The organism is Synechococcus sp. A15-24, from assembly GCF_014280195.1.
Taxonomy (GTDB): domain Bacteria; phylum Cyanobacteriota; class Cyanobacteriia; order PCC-6307; family Cyanobiaceae; genus Parasynechococcus.
This window is the reverse complement of record NZ_CP047960.1, coordinates 2,221,642-2,236,522: the sequence shown is the minus strand read 5'-3', so window position 1 is coordinate 2,236,522 and position 14,881 is coordinate 2,221,642. Positions and strand designations below refer to the sequence as shown.

Below are 14,881 nucleotides of genomic sequence, written 5' to 3'. Positions count from 1 at the left end.
CATCTCAGAGCTCGGGCTTTGCCACGCCCCAGGAGATGTTTGAACTGCTGGCCTACGAACGCTTCCGCGACACACCAGCGGTGCGTTTTTTCGACGTCACGGTGGACACCTCCAATGCCCGCGATCTGGTGATCCACAGTGGTCCGGCGGTCAGCCCTCCCAACGATGCAGCCAGTGGGGCCTGGCAGTTCTATCTCCATCCGCACCAGGAAGACAATCTTCTGGCCGCCAGTGGTGGGCGAACGTTCTACCTCGTCAACCTGGCCTGGGATCAGCCGTTCCACATCGTGCGTCTCGACAGTGGCGGCGACATCCTGCGCATTCCACCCGGCACGTTTCACAGGTCGGTGTCGGATCCCGATGGCTCGGTGGTTCTCAACCAGGCGGTCCGGGAGGAAGGGGTGTCGTTGGTGCAGGAATTCCGCGTCTACAACAGTGCACGCATTCCAGCGCTGTTGGCGGTCACCTCGATTCAGGCTCCGCCACCCCGTCTCCATGGTGTCGAGCCGCTGCTTCAGGCGGCCTGAACCATGGTTTGGCTGGACGAGGCGACCGGTCGGGGTTCGACATCTGCGTCAATGGTCCAGCTGAGGTGGCTTGTTGTTGCTGGGGGTCCTGTAAAGCTTCCCTGAACCGCAGCACTGAGATCCGGTTTGGAGGAACTGGCGAGCACGATGTATCGCGAGCTGATTTCACCACCAGCACTGGGATCAAAACCGCGCCAGCCGGCACCTGGCAGATAAATCTCGGTCCAGGCGTGCAGGTTGTAGGTCTCAGGTGCTGGTTCGGCCAGGTGGTAACCACTCACAAACCGAGCCGGCAGCCCCACGCTGCGGCAGCACTCCATCATCAGCATCGCCAGATCACGGCATGAGCCCACACGCTCCCGCAGAGTCCGGCCTGCTGGCCAGGCTGGGCCCACATGGCGCTGGGTGTACTTGACCCGGTCCTGGATCATCTCCATCAGTTGCTGGAGAAAAGGCAGCACCTGCTGATTGCTTCCCATCAGAGCGTCCTGCGCCAGTTCCACAGCGGAGGGGTCGTGTTGACCGTTGGGCAGCCACCCTTCCAGAGCCCCCAGCAGGTCGTGGTTCAGCAGACCGCGCGGATAGGGAAGCGAGGGTTCAAGTCCGTTGAAACACGTGAGCAGCGGTGCGGCTTGCCGGGTTTCCACCAAGCTCCTGGCTTCGAGCTGCAGCAAATCGGTGCAACCTCGGAAGCGCACGCGTTCGATCGCATCGCCACTGGCGGCCAACAGCTCATGGCTGTGGAAGGGTTCCGGTGTGATCTGCAGTGTGTGGTGGATCAGCCGTTGATGACCCTGGGCCCGGGGCCGCAGACAGAGGCGGTGTTCTCCGAGCTGCACCGGAGCCTCGTAGCGGTACGTGAGGCAATGGGTCAGCTCAGCGCGCATGACGGGTCGGTGGGGATGGAGCCCAGGTCGGTGGTGGTGAAGTAGCAGCGGTGGATGAGGCCATGCATCCTGTTCAGATCGCTTTGCAGTTGATCGATGGCCTCATGCAGTCCACGTTCGATCAGAGCGTCAATGCGGACGTAGCTCCATTGGGCCAGCAACTGACCGCCCAGGCATTCCAGGTCATCCGGTGGGCCGGCGTGGGGTTTCGTCTGAATGCGTTGCAGCGTCTCGTTGATCTGTTGCAGGCAGAAGCGAACCGAACGGGGAAAGATCTGATCCAGGAGCAGGAATCGTGCCACTGATGCTGGTGTGATCGCCTGCTGCACGCTCTGGCGATACATCTGATAAGCCCCAGCTGTTCGAAGCAGTGAGATCCACTGCAATTCATCGAGAACGCCGCCCACCTCCGTTGGCGTTGGCAACAGCAGGAAGTACTTCACATCGAGGATGCGGGAGGTTTTGTCCGCCCGTTCGATCAGCTGTCCCAGCTGGCTGAACAGCCAGGCTTGATCACGACTGAGGGTCACGTCTGTGATGCCGTAGAAGAGCTGACATCCGCGTCGGATGCTGCGCAGCTGTTCTTGATCCGGCTCCTGCCAGAGCGCCTCACCGTCTTGAACGTTCCAATAGAGGTCATTGAGCTGCTCCCACATTTCCGTGGTGATCACATCGCGGATTTGGCGAGCGTTCTCACGGGCGTTGGCGATGCAACTCACGATGCTGTTGGGGTTGTCGCGATCCAGCAGCAAAAAGCTGACGACGTCCCGTGGTGTGCCCTGAGGATAGGCCTCGTCAAAACGCTTGCGGTCCCCATTGGCATCCACTAGCGGAAGCCAGGGCTCAGCGCTGCCCGGGGGGCAATCCAGGGCCATTGCTTCGCTCACTTCCAGAAACCGGGAGATGTTTTCGGCCCGCTCGACATACCGGTTGATCCAGTACAGCGAATCGGCCACACGGCTCAGCACGGCACGAGCTCCTGATTGTCAGCCGTTACAGCGCTGTCGCTGACCACCCAGGTGTCCTTGCAGCCGCCCCCCTGGGAGGAGTTCACCACAAGGGAACCGCGTTTCAGGGCTACACGAGTCAAGCCGCCGGGGCTGACCCAGTCGCTCTTACCCCGGAGCACGTAGGGGCGCAGATCCACATGGCAGGGGTACAGCTCCCCTTCGCTGAGGGATGGAACTGTGGATAACTGCAGCGTGGGCTGGGCGATGAAATTGCGCGGGTGAGCTTTGATCTTCACCGCGAAGCTCTCAATCTCCTCAGAGCTGGCGTGGGGCCCGATCAACATTCCGTAGCCGCCTGCCTCGGCGACTGATTTCACCACCAGTTTGTTGAGATGTTCGAGCACATAACGGCGGTCGTCGTCCCTTGAGCAGAGATAGGTGGGGACGTTGTCGATGATCGGTTCTTCGTTGAGGTAGTAACGGATCATGGCCGGCACGTAGGCATAGATCAGCTTGTCGTCGGCGACACCGCCCCCAGGGGCGTTGGCGATGGCCACCCGACCGGAGCGCATGGCATCGATGAGGCCAGGGACACCAAGCATCGAATCGCGTCGGAACACGTTCGGATCGAGGAAATCGTCATCGATGCGCCTGTAGATCACATCCACAGGTTCCCGACCGGCCGTGCTGCGCATCCAGACGCGTCCGTCCTCACAGATCAGATCGCGGCCTTCCACCAGGGCAATGCCCATCTGCTGGGCCAGATAGCTGTGCTCGAAGTAGGCGCTGTTGAACACGCCGGGGGTGAGCAGCACCACCCGTGGAGCATCACTCCAAGGGGCCAGATCCTGCAACGTGCGCAAGAGATGGGAGGGGTAATCGTCGATAGGCTGCACGGTTCGCCCTTGGAACAGGCTGGGGAACAACCGCTTCATCACCCGACGGTTCTCAAGGAAATAAGCCACGCCGGAGGGGCAGCGCAGGTTGTCCTCCAGAACCCTCCAGGTGCCGTCGCCATCGCGGATCAGATCTACTCCTGAGATGTGGCACCAGCGGTTGAGCGGCACGGCGATGTCTTGCATCTGGGGCCGCCAGCCCTGGGAGCTCTCCACATCCTCACGGGGGATCACGCCATCGTTGAGGATCCGTTGGGGTCCATAAACGTCCGCCAGAAACTGATCAATAGCCTCCAGGCGTTGCACCAATCCGCGTTCCAGATTGGACCATTCCTGACGGTGAATGAGTCTTGGCAGTGGATCGAAGGGAAGGATCCGCTCTCCGCCATGCAGACCTGATCCGTTGAGTCGGAAGGTGGCGCCAAGGCGTCGCAACAGATTGCTCGCTGATGCATGACTGCGATTCAGTTCCGCCAGCCCCATGGCTCCAAGAGAGGACAGCAGCGGCTCCAGATCAGCGCGGGGAGCGGACTGTTCACGGCAAAAATATTCGTCGTACCCATGGGTTGGTCGGTACTCGGTGAACATTGCCTGAACGATGAATAGGCGCATCCAAAAACTCGATCAGGGCCCCGCGGGTTGTGATTGCTACACATTTCGAGATTGAAGGCATCAGTGCACTGACAGCCTGTGATTTGGGTAGCGCCAGCGACTTCTTATCCGTGAATGCAAGCTCGCGAACACCGCGATTTGCTTGTCTGAGATCTGCTGAAGAGGAGATTCGCTTTGGATGACAATCTCTGGGCTGGACTGATCTTTGCCCTCGGTGCTGCGGTGACCCTGGCAACGGTGGCGATGATCATTCAGGGCCATCTGCACTGGCGTGATCGGGGGTCGGTCGATGCTCGTTGACGCCGCACCATTTCTGGCGCCTGGCATCGCCTGGGCCCTGGTTGTATTGTTTTCCGTGCTGTGGATCGCCCTGGGGATCGTCTGGGGCCGCCGCGGTAAAGGAGATGCCGACGACTACATGCTGGCCGGACGCAACATCGGGTTGGCGTTGAGCACGGCCACGCTGATGGCCTCCTGGGTGACAGGAAACACCACACTGCTGGCTCCGGAATTCGGCTACAGGACTGGTCTTTGGGGCATGTTCAGTTATGCCCTGGCCGGTCTGGGCTTGATCCTGTTCGCGCCGCTGGCCGTGCGGATCAAGCAGCTGATGCCGTATGGCCGCACCAGTGGTGATTTCATCCGGTTGCGTTACGGGCGCCTGGCGTGGTGGGTGTTCATGGTGATCACCGCTGTGTACACCCTCGGTTTTCTGATGACCCAGGCCATGGGGGCCGGTCTGTTGCTTCAGGCGCTCTCCGGCTTCGATTACCACGTGGGCATGGTGGTGGTGATCGGCGTCGCCACCGTCTATACCCTGTTCGGCGGCATGCGGGCCGTGATCGGAACCGATTTCATTCAGTCGCTGCTGATCATGGTGTTGCTGGCGGTGGTGGCGGTGCTGGCGTTCCGTCAGTTCCCGATGCCGGAGGTGCATGCCCGCTTGATCAGTGCGCACCCTGACCGGCTGGATCTCTTGCTTCCGGCTGGTCTGCTGATCGCCTGGAATTCCGCTCTGTTCTCGATGGGTGAGGTCTTTCACAACAACATCTGGTGGTCGCGGGTGTTCGCTAGCCGGCGCAGTGTGGTGATGACCTCGTTTGTCTTGGGGGGATTGGCCTGGATGAGTGTCCCCCTGGTGACGGGATCGATCGGACTGGTTGCGCTCGCCAGGGACCTGCCGCTGGAGCAGGTGAACATGGTGTTCCCTGTGATGGCAGCGGATCTGCTCGGCGCGGGTGGGGCGGCACTGGTGTTTGTGGTGGTCTTCGCGTCACTCACTTCCACCCTGGATTCGCTGTTGGCGTCCACGGCGGATCTGCTGGCGGAAGACGTCTATTTCCGTCTGCTGCGCCCCCAGGCGAGCGATGCACAGCTCAAGCAGGCGGCCAGGCAGATGGTGGTTGGCCTGGCTGTGCTCACCCTGGCCCTGTCCTGGCCGCGGCTGGATTCGTTGGCGTCGGTGCTGTTCTTCACCGGAGCGTTGGTGGCCTCCACGGTCTGGCCTGTGGCTTGCGGTCTCTACTGGTCTTCTGCCAATCGTTGGGCAGCGATCGTCGCCATGGCAGCCGGCAGTGCCGTGGGACTGTCGGCCTACGTTCTGATTGCTCCCTATTGCGCGGCGGTGTTCTCCGCAGCCGTTTCGGCTGTCGTGATGGTGGTGGGCAGCCGCTGGCAGCCGGAAGGGTTTGATTTCAATCTTTTGCAAGAGGAGGTGTGAACGCCATGGCCAATGCGTTGCTGTTCACGGTTCTGGTGGATCAACACTGGTTCGGTCTGGTCCTGGTGGGAAGCCAGGTGGCGCTCGTCTGTTCTGTGCTCGCGTTGCTGGTGATTTGGTGGTTCGAATGGCGCAATGGACGCGTCTGGTGAATGTTCAAGCTGAACAATTTGTGGCGGATTTAGTATTCAGTCGAACTATTTTCTAGAAATTTGTATAAAGAACTTCTTTGAAGCTGGCCAGGGGTGTTGGTGCGTTGTTAGCGAAGGATGATGTGATTCATGGCACATCACGCGATCTGGCAAATCGGGTGTTGATGCAACTGCTTATGGCACAACCCCGCACAGCCGTGATCGAGGAAGCTTCGGCGCCGCTCCGCTTCCAGCCGATGGGTCCTGATGTGTTCGGCAACAATCAGCCGCAGGAGCTTTTGGCCGCAATCGCTGAAGACGGCGAGCCGTTGGTGGATCTCGTCGATCAACACGTGGTGTCGATTCAGGCATTTCGCGCTGAAACCCTGCTCCAGCTGTTTCGACTGGCGGCGAAATTCGAAAGCAACCCAGACCGTTACTGCCGGCACAACACGCCGCTCACCGGCAAGATCCTGATCAACGCGTTCTACGAGCCCAGCACGCGCACACGCCTCTCCTTCGACAGCGCCTGGCATCGTCTTGGCGGTGATTCCATCAACATCACCGATCGCAGCACCACCGGCATCGCCAAGGGGGAGTCGCTCGAGGACGTGGCGCACATGTTCAACAACTACGGCGACTGTGTGGTGCTTCGCGACAGCAATCCGGAGGCCGTGTACGCCATGAGTTCCACCCTGCGGATTCCGATCATCAATGCCGGTAACGGCATTGATGAGCATCCGACACAGGCGATGGCGGATCTCTACACGATGTTCAAATGGCGTCCAAGCCTTGCTTCGAAAGAGGTCTCCCCGGAGGATCGGATCCGCATCGGGGTGATCGGCTTGCCGTCGCGGATGCGCACCGTGCGCTCGCTGCTGCGGATCCTCAGCAAATTCCCCCAGATCCTGGAGGAGGTGGTGGTGATTCATGCGCCCGAGGTGGAGTCTGAAGCGCCTTTGTTCGATCCAGGCCAGCTGGAGGAACTGGAAGCAAGCGGGATGTCCATCCGCTGCAGTTCAGATCTGGCTGCTGAGATTCCCGATCTGGATGTCGTTTACATCAATGCGATTGCCTGGGTTGGCGACAGCTACGAGGTGCACGGCGGTGGATTTCGTCTCACCCGGGATCTGCCGTTCAAGCCGGAGGCGATCGTGCTGCATCCCTTGGCCCGGGGTTCCGAGCTGAGCACCTGTCTTGATGAGACGCCGCACAACTGGTATTTCAGCCAGGCGCGTGGGGCGGTGTTTCTGCGCATGGCACTGCTCACTTGCATGGTGAACCGTGCCGAGCGAGTGATGGATGTGATCTGAGGCGAACTGATGTGCGGAATCGGAGGTGTGTTTCTGGCGGATCGTCATCAGACGTTGGATCGCCAGCTGTTGGTCAACATGGCGGCCATCCAGTCCCATCGCGGACCGGATGGTTTCGGTGTGGAATGCCTCGACGCAGCCGGTGTCGGCTTCTGTCATGCCCGCTTGTCGATCATTGATTTGAACGAATCCCGGGCACGTCAGCCGTTTCTCAGCAACGACCGTCAGGTGCTGATGGCGCACAACGGCGAGTTCTACGACTTTCAGCGCATCCGAGCTGATCTCACCGCCCAGGGGGTGCGTTTCTCCTCGAAGAGTGATTCCGAGATTTTGCTGCGCCTGTATCAACGGCAGGGTCTCGAGTCCACGTTGCCTTTGCTGCGGGGGGAATTCGCCTTTGCGCTGTTTGATGCGGCGGATGACTGTCTCTATTTGGTGAGGGATCGCTTCGGCATCAAGCCCCAGTACTGGACGATGACGCCGGAGGGGTTGGTGTTCGGCTCCGAGTTGAAGGTGCTGTTTGCTCACCCGGCCGTGGAGCGACGTTTCACGTCGGAGGGTCTTTTTCATCAGTTGATGCAGACCATGGTCCCGGGAACTACCGCCTTCGCCGGGGTGCACCAGGTTCAGCCCGGTCATGTGCTGAAGGTGCAGCGCAGGGGTGACCGGCTGGAGGTGTCGAAGTCGACCTACTGGGATGTCGATTTTCCACGTTTGGATCAGCGGGACAGCACCCTCACGGAGGCTGATCACATCGCCAATGTTCGTGCTGCTTTGCTGGAAGCGGTGGAGATGCGGATGGTGGCCGACGTGCCCGTGGGTTGTTACCTCTCAGGCGGCATCGACAGTTGTTCGATCCTCGGTCTTGCGTCGGCGGTGAGTCAGGGTCCCGTCAAGGCCTTCACGATCGGCTTCGATGATGCGCGCTACGACGAAACACCCATTGCTGCCGAGATGGCGGAGGCCACCGGTGCCGAGCAGGACGTCATGCGTCTGTCGGGTCGTGAGTTGTACGGCCACATGGAACAAACGCTCTGGCACACCGAGCGCACGATTTACAACACCTTGGCTGTGGCCAAATACTTGATGAGTCGCCATGTCAACAGTGTCGACTACAAAGTCGTGATGACCGGGGAAGGGTCAGACGAGCTGTTTGGTGGCTATCCCGCGTTTCGGCGTGACATGTTCCTCCATGGTCTGGAGGCACTGCCGCAGAACGATCGCCAGGATTGGGAGTCTCTGCTGCAGACCAACAATTCGCTGGTGCAGGGAGCGATGCTGGCGGCCGATCAGGTGGATGATCCCGATCTTGATGCCGTGGTGGGCTTCACCCCCAGCTGTCTGCAGCCTTGGCTGGCCTGCGCGCCGCTGGTGCCGGATCTGCTGGCTGACGAGCACCGTCAGGCGTTGGTGGAGTACTCGCCAGGTAAGGCCATTGCTGAGCAGTTGAATCCCCAGCAACTCGATGGTCGCCATGCCCTCGACAAGGCTCAGTACGTCTGGATCAAAACGATGTTGGAAGGCCAGATCCTCACCTGGGGAGGTGATCGCGTCGACATGGCCAACTCCATGGAGGCACGGCCGGCTTTCCTGGATCACCATCTGGCGGCCGCGGCGGTTCAGGTGCCTCCAGAGCTGCGGATCAAGGGGAAAACTGAGAAATATGTGCTGCGGGAGGCCATGGCGGGCCTACTGCCGGAGGTGCTCTACAAGCGCGAAAAATTTGCCTTCATGGCGCCCCCGGCCCACACGGAGCCCGAGAAGTGGGCGCAGATGAAGCAGTTGGCTGATGATTACCTGAGTGATGAAGCGATTGATGCGGCTGGGTTGTTGAGCAAAGAGGGCGTTAGTGCCTTGTTTGCGCGCCACGACGACCCTGCCACTACCGACGCCGAGCGGGTTCAGATGGACGCCGTCATCAACCACCTCCTGGGTGTCCAGATGCTGCATCGGATGTTTGTAGCGGCCGATGTGCCAGCCCAGGCTCGCGAGCAGGCTGATCGCCTCGGGTGGCGGGTGCTGATGCCCGTTTGAATTCTTTGGTGAGGGTTAAAACGTCGCATTGACGACAGGCCGTTTGGGTCGCTGCGGCGATGGTGAAAAGATCTTTTGATCTGAAGGCCACTGCATTGCCGTCCCTCCTGACCACATGCCAGGTCACTGCTCGGTCGAACGCACAGGTGGGCATTCGACCCAACCGTGAGCGTCTGATGCAATCCTTGGCTGAAATGGCTGCCATTGGGCTGCAGCCCGATGGCAGCGTCTGTCGACGGGGTTTCTCGACTGAGGACGTTGCGGGACGTGCCTTGCTGGCCCGATGGATGAACGAGGCTGGTCTTCAGGTTCGGATCGATACGGTGGGCAACCTGATCGGTCGGCTTCAGGGGTTGGATCCGGATCGCCCAGCACTGATGACCGGTTCCCACCTCGACACCGTTCCCACCGGTGGGCGCTTTGACGGTGTGTTGGGGGTTCTGGCAGGTCTTGAAGTCTGTCGCTCCTTGCAGGACAACAGCATTTGTCTTCAGCACGATCTCGAGTTGATCGCCTTCGCCGATGAGGAATCGACGATGGTTGGGTGCAAGGGCATGGCCGGAACGGCTTCCTGTGACCCCAAGGCCTATGCCACCAGCAATCGGGAACCGATCGAGGACAATCTCGCTCGTATCGGTGGCCACTGGCCATCGTTGGCCTCAGCGCGTCGGGCGGACGATGCGTGTGCTGCTTTTCTTGAGCTTCATGTGGAACAGGGAGGCGTGCTCGAGCAACGCGGTGACGACATCGGTGTGGTGGAGGGCGTTGTGGGACAACGCCGTTTCAGCATCCAGGTGGATGGTCAGCCGAACCACGCCGGCACCACGCCGATGACCCTGCGGCAGGACGCTCTGGTGGCGGCGTCTCGGATCGTGCTGGCAGTGGAGACGATGGCACGACAGCACCCGGGCGATCCCGTTGCCACAGTTGGTCGACTCGAGGTCTGGCCCAACGCCGCCAATGTGGTGCCGGGCTCAGTGGCACTGACCGTTGACCTTCGGGATGTGAACTCAGTTGTGCTCGATCAGTTGGTGGCTGAGTTGATGCAGCAGGTGGAGCGAATCGGTGCCGAAACCGGATGCCCAATCCAGTTGGAACCGCAATTTGAGGTGGAACCCACAGCTGCAGCGGATGGAGTGATGGCAGCGATCGTCTCTGCTGCAGAGGATCTGGGGTTGTCGCATAGCCACCTCCCCAGCCGTGCCAGTCACGATGCTCAGGAGATCGGGCGTCGCTGGCCGATGGGAATGATCTTCGTCCCCAGCCGTGGTGGGCTCAGCCACTCAGCCAAGGAATTCACCAGTGACGAGCAGTGCTGGGCTGGGGCTGCCGTCTTGCTGGGGACGCTGCAGCGTTTGGATCTCGAGCTGTCTTGACCTTTTCAATCCTGGCGCGAGATCCCAACAACGGTCGTTTCGGCGTTGCCGTAGCGACCTGTCACCTGGCCGTGGGCTCCACTGTTCCCCACATCCGATCTGGAGTTGGTGCCGTCGCAACCCAAGCTCACACCAATCCTTATCTGGGAATTTGCGGACTGGAGCGTCTTGAACAGCATGCGGATGCGCAGGATGTGCTGAACAGCCTTCTGCTGGATGACCCCCAACGGGATTGGCGCCAGTTCCATCTGATCGATCTTGATGGGCGCACGGCTTGCTGGACTGGAGTTGAGTGCGGCGGATGGGCCGGTCATCGGCATCATCCCAACCTTTCGGTTGCGGGTAACTGCCTGGCTGGCGAAGTGGTGCTGGAGGCGATGGAACAGACGTTTCTCACCAGTGATCCCAACTGGAAACTGGGCCATCGTTTGATGACTGCCCTGCTGGCAGGAGAGCAGGCTGGTGGCGACCAACGTTCACCAAGCTGCACCTCCGCCGCTCTGCAGGTGAGCGGCGAAGCGGCATTTCCATTGCTGGACCTTCGCGTTGACTACCGTGCCGGTGCTGTCGAGGAGCTGATGGAGCTCTACGAACGCAGCCAGGATCGATGGGCTCAGCAGTGGCGCGATGAACTGCTGGAATTGCCCATGCTCAACCGGCTTGTCGCCTGAAGAAGCGGTTTTCAGCGCAGGTAGCTGACACCCCGGTAGGTGAGCTGAACCCGGGCCTGACGCACATCAGCCTGGCGGGCTTGATACACGTTGCGGCGGTAGGTGAGTTGCACGCTCTGCTGTTGAGCAGCGTCTTTGACCTGCTGGTAGGCGTGACCTCTGTAGAGAAGAGTCGTCATGGTGGTTCCTCGAAGCAAGCTCAGGTCCCCGTTCCATGGCCTGAGTCGAACTGCGCCTTACCGAGAGAGGCAAGGTGAACGTCTGTAGCAGTTGCTACAAATTAATTATGCAGAGACGGAATTCTTGAATGTCGTTCATGGTGATACCAACTTGACTTTTCTATTGAATTGGTGAATAAGAAAACCTTGCGGTGTCCTCTGCATTACAGCAACAGATAGCGCTGGGCCAGGGGCAGCACCTCAGCGGGCTCGCAGGTGAGCAGTTCACCGTCGGCGAACACCTCATAGGTCTGCGGGTCCACGCTCACCTTGGGCAGCGCTGCATTCAGCTTGAGGGCGCTCTTGCCCACGCTGCGGGTGTCCTTCACCGCCATGCAAGTGCGGTCAAGCCTGAGTTTTGATTGGATGTCGGCATCCATCGCCGCTTCGCTCACGAAGGTGAGACAACTGGGGGCGAGGGCTTTGCCGAAGGCGCCGAACATCGGCCGGCCGTGCACGGGGCCGGGGGTTGGGATCGAGGCGTTCGCATCGCCCATCTGGGCCCAGACGATCGAACCGCCCTTCACCACTAGTTCCGGGCGAATGCCGAAGAAGCCCGGCTTCCACAGCACGAGATCGGCGAGCTTGCCGGTTTCGATCGAGCCCACCTCGCTGCTGATGCCATGGGCAAGAGCGGGGTTGATTGTCACCTTGGCGATGTAGCGCTTCAGCCGATGGTTGTCATTGCGGTTGGAGTCTTCCGGCAGTGCACCGCGCTGCACCTTCATCTTGTGGGCGGTCTGGAAGGTGCGGGTGATCACTTCGCCCACGCGCCCCATGGCCTGGGAGTCGCTGGCGATGATCGAGAAGGCGCCCAGGTCGTGAAGGATGTCTTCGGCGGCGATCGTTTCGCGGCGAATCCGCGATTCGGCAAAAGCCACGTCTTCCGGGATCTTCGGATCGAGGTGGTGGCACACCATCAGCATGTCGAGGTGCTCCTCAAGCGTGTTGCGGGTGTAGGGCCGGGTGGGGTTGGTGCTGCTTGGCAGCACATTCGCTTTGCCGCAGATCTTGATGATGTCCGGTGCATGGCCGCCGCCGGCACCTTCGGTGTGGAAGGTGTGAATGGTGCGTCCCTTGATGGCGGCGATCGTGTCTTCCACGAAGCCGGCTTCATTCAAGGTGTCGGTGTGGATGCACACCTGCACATCCATCCGGTCGGCCACCGACAGGCAGGCATCGATCGTTGCCGGTGTGGTGCCCCAGTCTTCATGCAGCTTCAAGCCGCAGGCGCCGGCGCGCACCTGTTCTTCCAGGGCTTCAGGGGTGCTGGCGTTGCCCTTGCCGAAGAAGCCCAGATTCACCGGCAGGCCTTCCGCTGCCTGGAGCATTCGCCCGATGTGGAAGGCGCCGGGGGTGCAGGTGGTGGCGTTGGTGCCGGTGGCTGGTCCGGTGCCGCCTCCCATCAGGGTGGTGACGCCACTGGCCAGAGCTGTTTCGATCTGCTGGGGGCAGATGAAGTGGATGTGGGTGTCGATGCCACCGGCCGTGAGGATGTGACCTTCCCCAGCGATCGCCTCGGTGCCGGGGCCCACCACGATGGTCACCCCTTCCTGGGTGTCGGGGTTGCCGGCTTTGCCGATGCCCACGATCCGGCCGTCTTTCAGTCCGACATCGGCTTTGACGATGCCCCACCAATCCAGGATCAGAGCATTGGTGATCACCGTGTCGACGGCGCCCTCGGCTCGAGGGGTCTGGGACTGGCCCATGCCATCGCGAATCACCTTGCCGCCGCCGAACTTCACCTCGTCGCCGTACACGGTGAAATCCTTCTCGACTTCGAGGATCAGCTCGGTGTCGGCCAGGCGAACCCGGTCGCCGGTGGTGGGTCCGTAGGTCTCGGCGTAGGCCTGGCGGGAGATGCGGTAGGGCATGGGTCAGGCGTCGAGGGGTCCGTTGATCTGGCCGTTGAAGCCGATGACGCGTCGCGCACCGGCGAAGGGAATCAGGTTCACGTCGCGGCTGTCGCCGGGTTCAAAGCGGATGGCCGTGCCGGCGGGGATGTCGAGCCGTTGACCGCGGGCTGCGGCCCGGTCGAACTGCAGGGCGGCGTTGGCTTCGGCGAAATGGAAATGGGAGCCCACTTGCACAGGGCGATCCCCACTGTTGGAGACGCTCACCGTGGTGACGGGTCGGCCTGCATTCAGTTCGAGTTCACCCGGTTCGGGAAGCAGTTCGCCTGGAATGAGAGGTGCCATGGGTTCTGTCTCAGCGAATCGGGTCATGCAGGGTGACGAGCTTGGTGCCATCGGGGAAGACGGCCTCGATCTGCACCTCATGGACGAGCTCGGGTACGCCCTCCATCACCTGGTCCTGACGCAGCCAGGTGGTGCCTTCCTGCATCAGCTCCGCCACGCTCTTGCCGTCACGGGCGCCTTCAAGCACCAGAAAACTGAGCCAGGCCACTGCTTCGGGGTGGTTGAGCTTCAGGCCACGGTTCAAGCGCCTCTCGGCCAGCAGCGCCGCGGTCACGATCAGGAGCTTGTCCTTTTCCTGGGGACTGAGATGCATGGAGAGCCTGGGTCCTCTTCAGTGTGTCGTTGCAGCGGTCGGTGAAGCGTTCGCCGTGAACGGTTGTCCCATCAACGGCTGTTCCTGCAGGGGCCAGACCCGAGGAATGCGCGGCGTGGAGAGTCCCCGTAAGGCGCGGGTTCGTGCCCAGATTCGGCTGAACCAGAAGCGGGCATCGCGGCTGGAGGGGCCGGCGTAGCGGGCGATCAGCCCTTGATCAAGGCTGCTGCAGCGCATGGTTCCCTCAAGGCCGTCACGGTCGCTGCGGGCTCCCGCCAGCAGCAGGGTGATCTGCTCACCGGTCAAGGGCATTGGTGCTGCCCAAACCAGTGAGCCGAACACGGGAGCACCACCAAGTCCGTGGGGGTCGTTGAGGCTGGTGTCGCTCAGTTCCAGCCGGTCCACCAGCTCCCATCGGGGCTGGTGCGCCCCTTCGCGCTGAATCTCAAGGCAGGAGCGCCAGCGCCCGCGACTTAGCTGCTCCCCTGCGGCGGTGCGCCCCAGCCGCACGATCTCGGCGCTGAGAAATGAGGCGTTGTTCGGCAGGCTCACCGTTAGGGTCTGTTGGAACAACGCGTCCGCGTAGAGCACCAGTTCTTGGGGCAGCCACTCCAGATCACTGGTGTCTTCCAACCTGCAGGTCACGGACTGCTGGGTCCAGGCTCCGTCGGGATTGAGACGGCTGCGGCCCACGGAGCCGTAGACCTTCTGGGCCGCCACGCTGGTGATCAGGCTGCGACTGTCAGGGCCGAGGTCAAGCTCAATGCTGAGCTCATCGCCTCCCACCAGGCCGCCGGCGGTGTGGAGAAGGGGCAGCTCACAGCGGCCGTGATCCCCCACGTCTGCCCGCAGCAGCTTGAACGGAGCTGTGCATCCCCCCTGGTGTTTGGTGCTGCCGTTGGTGGTTTGGAACTGCAGCCGGCAGCGGCCGTGCCAGGGCTCAAGGGATTGCATGGGGGCACGCTCCTTCGCCGTGGGATGAAGCTCGGTAACAACCATCACCAAATGCTGGCCCACGGCTGGGCAGGCTTGAGT

16 protein-coding genes are annotated in these 14,881 nt (G+C 61.2%); 8 read left to right on the top strand and 8 right to left on the bottom strand.

Annotation, left to right across the window (positions count from 1 at the left end; translation table 11 throughout):
- Positions 1–35: 35 nt before the first annotated feature.
- Positions 36–527, top strand: a complete 492-nt coding sequence (locus SynA1524_RS12530) for a redox protein (protein WP_186498350.1) — start codon at positions 36–38, stop codon at positions 525–527.
- Here the strand turns inward: SynA1524_RS12530 and SynA1524_RS12525 are convergent.
- Genes SynA1524_RS12525 through SynA1524_RS12515 form a run of 3 tightly spaced genes read right to left on the bottom strand, consistent with a single transcriptional unit; the run spans position 515 to position 3,848 of the window.
- A complete protein-coding gene (locus tag SynA1524_RS12525; RefSeq protein WP_186498349.1) occupies positions 515–1,414 on the bottom strand; it encodes a transglutaminase-like domain-containing protein in 900 nt (299 codons plus the stop codon). The genes SynA1524_RS12530 and SynA1524_RS12525 overlap by 13 nt on opposite strands.
- Complete coding sequence (locus tag SynA1524_RS12520) at positions 1,399–2,382, bottom strand: alpha-E domain-containing protein (protein WP_186498348.1); 984 nt, start codon at positions 2,380–2,382, stop codon at positions 1,399–1,401. Before SynA1524_RS12520 ends, SynA1524_RS12525 begins: the two co-directional genes overlap by 16 nt.
- Positions 2,376–3,848, bottom strand: coding sequence for a circularly permuted type 2 ATP-grasp protein (locus SynA1524_RS12515; protein ID WP_186499654.1), 1,473 nt, complete (start codon positions 3,846–3,848; stop codon positions 2,376–2,378). The genes SynA1524_RS12520 and SynA1524_RS12515 overlap by 7 nt, the downstream gene beginning before the upstream one ends.
- Positions 3,849–4,046: 198 nt before the next feature.
- On the opposite strand from SynA1524_RS12515, the gene SynA1524_RS13130 reads away from it, so the two are divergent.
- From SynA1524_RS13130 to SynA1524_RS12485, 7 genes are all read left to right on the top strand, one after another.
- On the top strand, positions 4,047–4,172 hold the full coding sequence (locus tag SynA1524_RS13130; RefSeq protein WP_286188597.1) for a hypothetical protein: 126 nt from the start codon (positions 4,047–4,049) through the stop codon (positions 4,170–4,172).
- Positions 4,162–5,592 (top strand): sodium:solute symporter family protein, encoded by a 1,431-nt coding sequence (locus SynA1524_RS12510; protein WP_186498347.1) that lies wholly within the window; start codon positions 4,162–4,164, stop codon positions 5,590–5,592. Before SynA1524_RS13130 ends, SynA1524_RS12510 begins: the two co-directional genes overlap by 11 nt.
- Complete coding sequence (locus SynA1524_RS12505) at positions 5,589–5,744, top strand: hypothetical protein (protein ID WP_222930522.1); 156 nt, start codon at positions 5,589–5,591, stop codon at positions 5,742–5,744. Before SynA1524_RS12510 ends, SynA1524_RS12505 begins: the two co-directional genes overlap by 4 nt.
- A gap of 176 nt (positions 5,745–5,920) precedes the next feature.
- Positions 5,921–7,036, top strand: a complete 1,116-nt coding sequence (locus SynA1524_RS12500; RefSeq protein WP_186499653.1) for an aspartate/ornithine carbamoyltransferase family protein — start codon at positions 5,921–5,923, stop codon at positions 7,034–7,036.
- Positions 7,037–7,045: 9 nt separating this feature from the next.
- Positions 7,046–9,070: an asparagine synthase (glutamine-hydrolyzing) gene (gene asnB / locus SynA1524_RS12495; RefSeq protein ID WP_186498345.1), complete on the top strand. Its 2,025-nt coding sequence runs from the start codon at positions 7,046–7,048 to the stop codon at positions 9,068–9,070.
- A gap of 59 nt (positions 9,071–9,129) precedes the next feature.
- Entirely contained in the window at positions 9,130–10,446 is a 1,317-nt protein-coding gene (locus tag SynA1524_RS12490) for a Zn-dependent hydrolase (protein ID WP_286188596.1), read from the top strand.
- Positions 10,443–11,117: a DUF1028 domain-containing protein gene (locus tag SynA1524_RS12485; RefSeq protein ID WP_186498343.1), complete on the top strand. Its 675-nt coding sequence runs from the start codon at positions 10,443–10,445 to the stop codon at positions 11,115–11,117. Before SynA1524_RS12490 ends, SynA1524_RS12485 begins: the two co-directional genes overlap by 4 nt.
- Before the next feature lie 11 nt (positions 11,118–11,128).
- Here SynA1524_RS12485 and SynA1524_RS12480 read toward each other — a convergent pair whose 3' ends face one another.
- From SynA1524_RS12480 to SynA1524_RS12460, 5 genes are all read right to left on the bottom strand, one after another.
- Positions 11,129–11,296, bottom strand: a complete 168-nt coding sequence (locus SynA1524_RS12480; protein WP_186498342.1) for a DUF4278 domain-containing protein — start codon at positions 11,294–11,296, stop codon at positions 11,129–11,131.
- 203 nt (positions 11,297–11,499) lie between these two features.
- Positions 11,500–13,209, bottom strand: a complete 1,710-nt coding sequence (ureC, locus tag SynA1524_RS12475) for an urease subunit alpha (protein ID WP_186498341.1) — start codon at positions 13,207–13,209, stop codon at positions 11,500–11,502.
- 3 nt (positions 13,210–13,212) lie between these two features.
- Complete coding sequence (locus SynA1524_RS12470; RefSeq protein ID WP_186498340.1) at positions 13,213–13,533, bottom strand: urease subunit beta; 321 nt, start codon at positions 13,531–13,533, stop codon at positions 13,213–13,215.
- 10 nt (positions 13,534–13,543) lie between these two features.
- Complete coding sequence (locus SynA1524_RS12465) at positions 13,544–13,846, bottom strand: urease subunit gamma (RefSeq protein WP_006851427.1); 303 nt, start codon at positions 13,844–13,846, stop codon at positions 13,544–13,546.
- Between the two features lie 18 nt (positions 13,847–13,864).
- The gene (locus tag SynA1524_RS12460; protein WP_186499652.1) at positions 13,865–14,800 is read right to left on the bottom strand and encodes an urease accessory protein UreD; all 936 of its coding nucleotides are present in this window, start codon (positions 14,798–14,800) and stop codon (positions 13,865–13,867) included.
- Positions 14,801–14,881 lie beyond the last annotated feature (81 nt).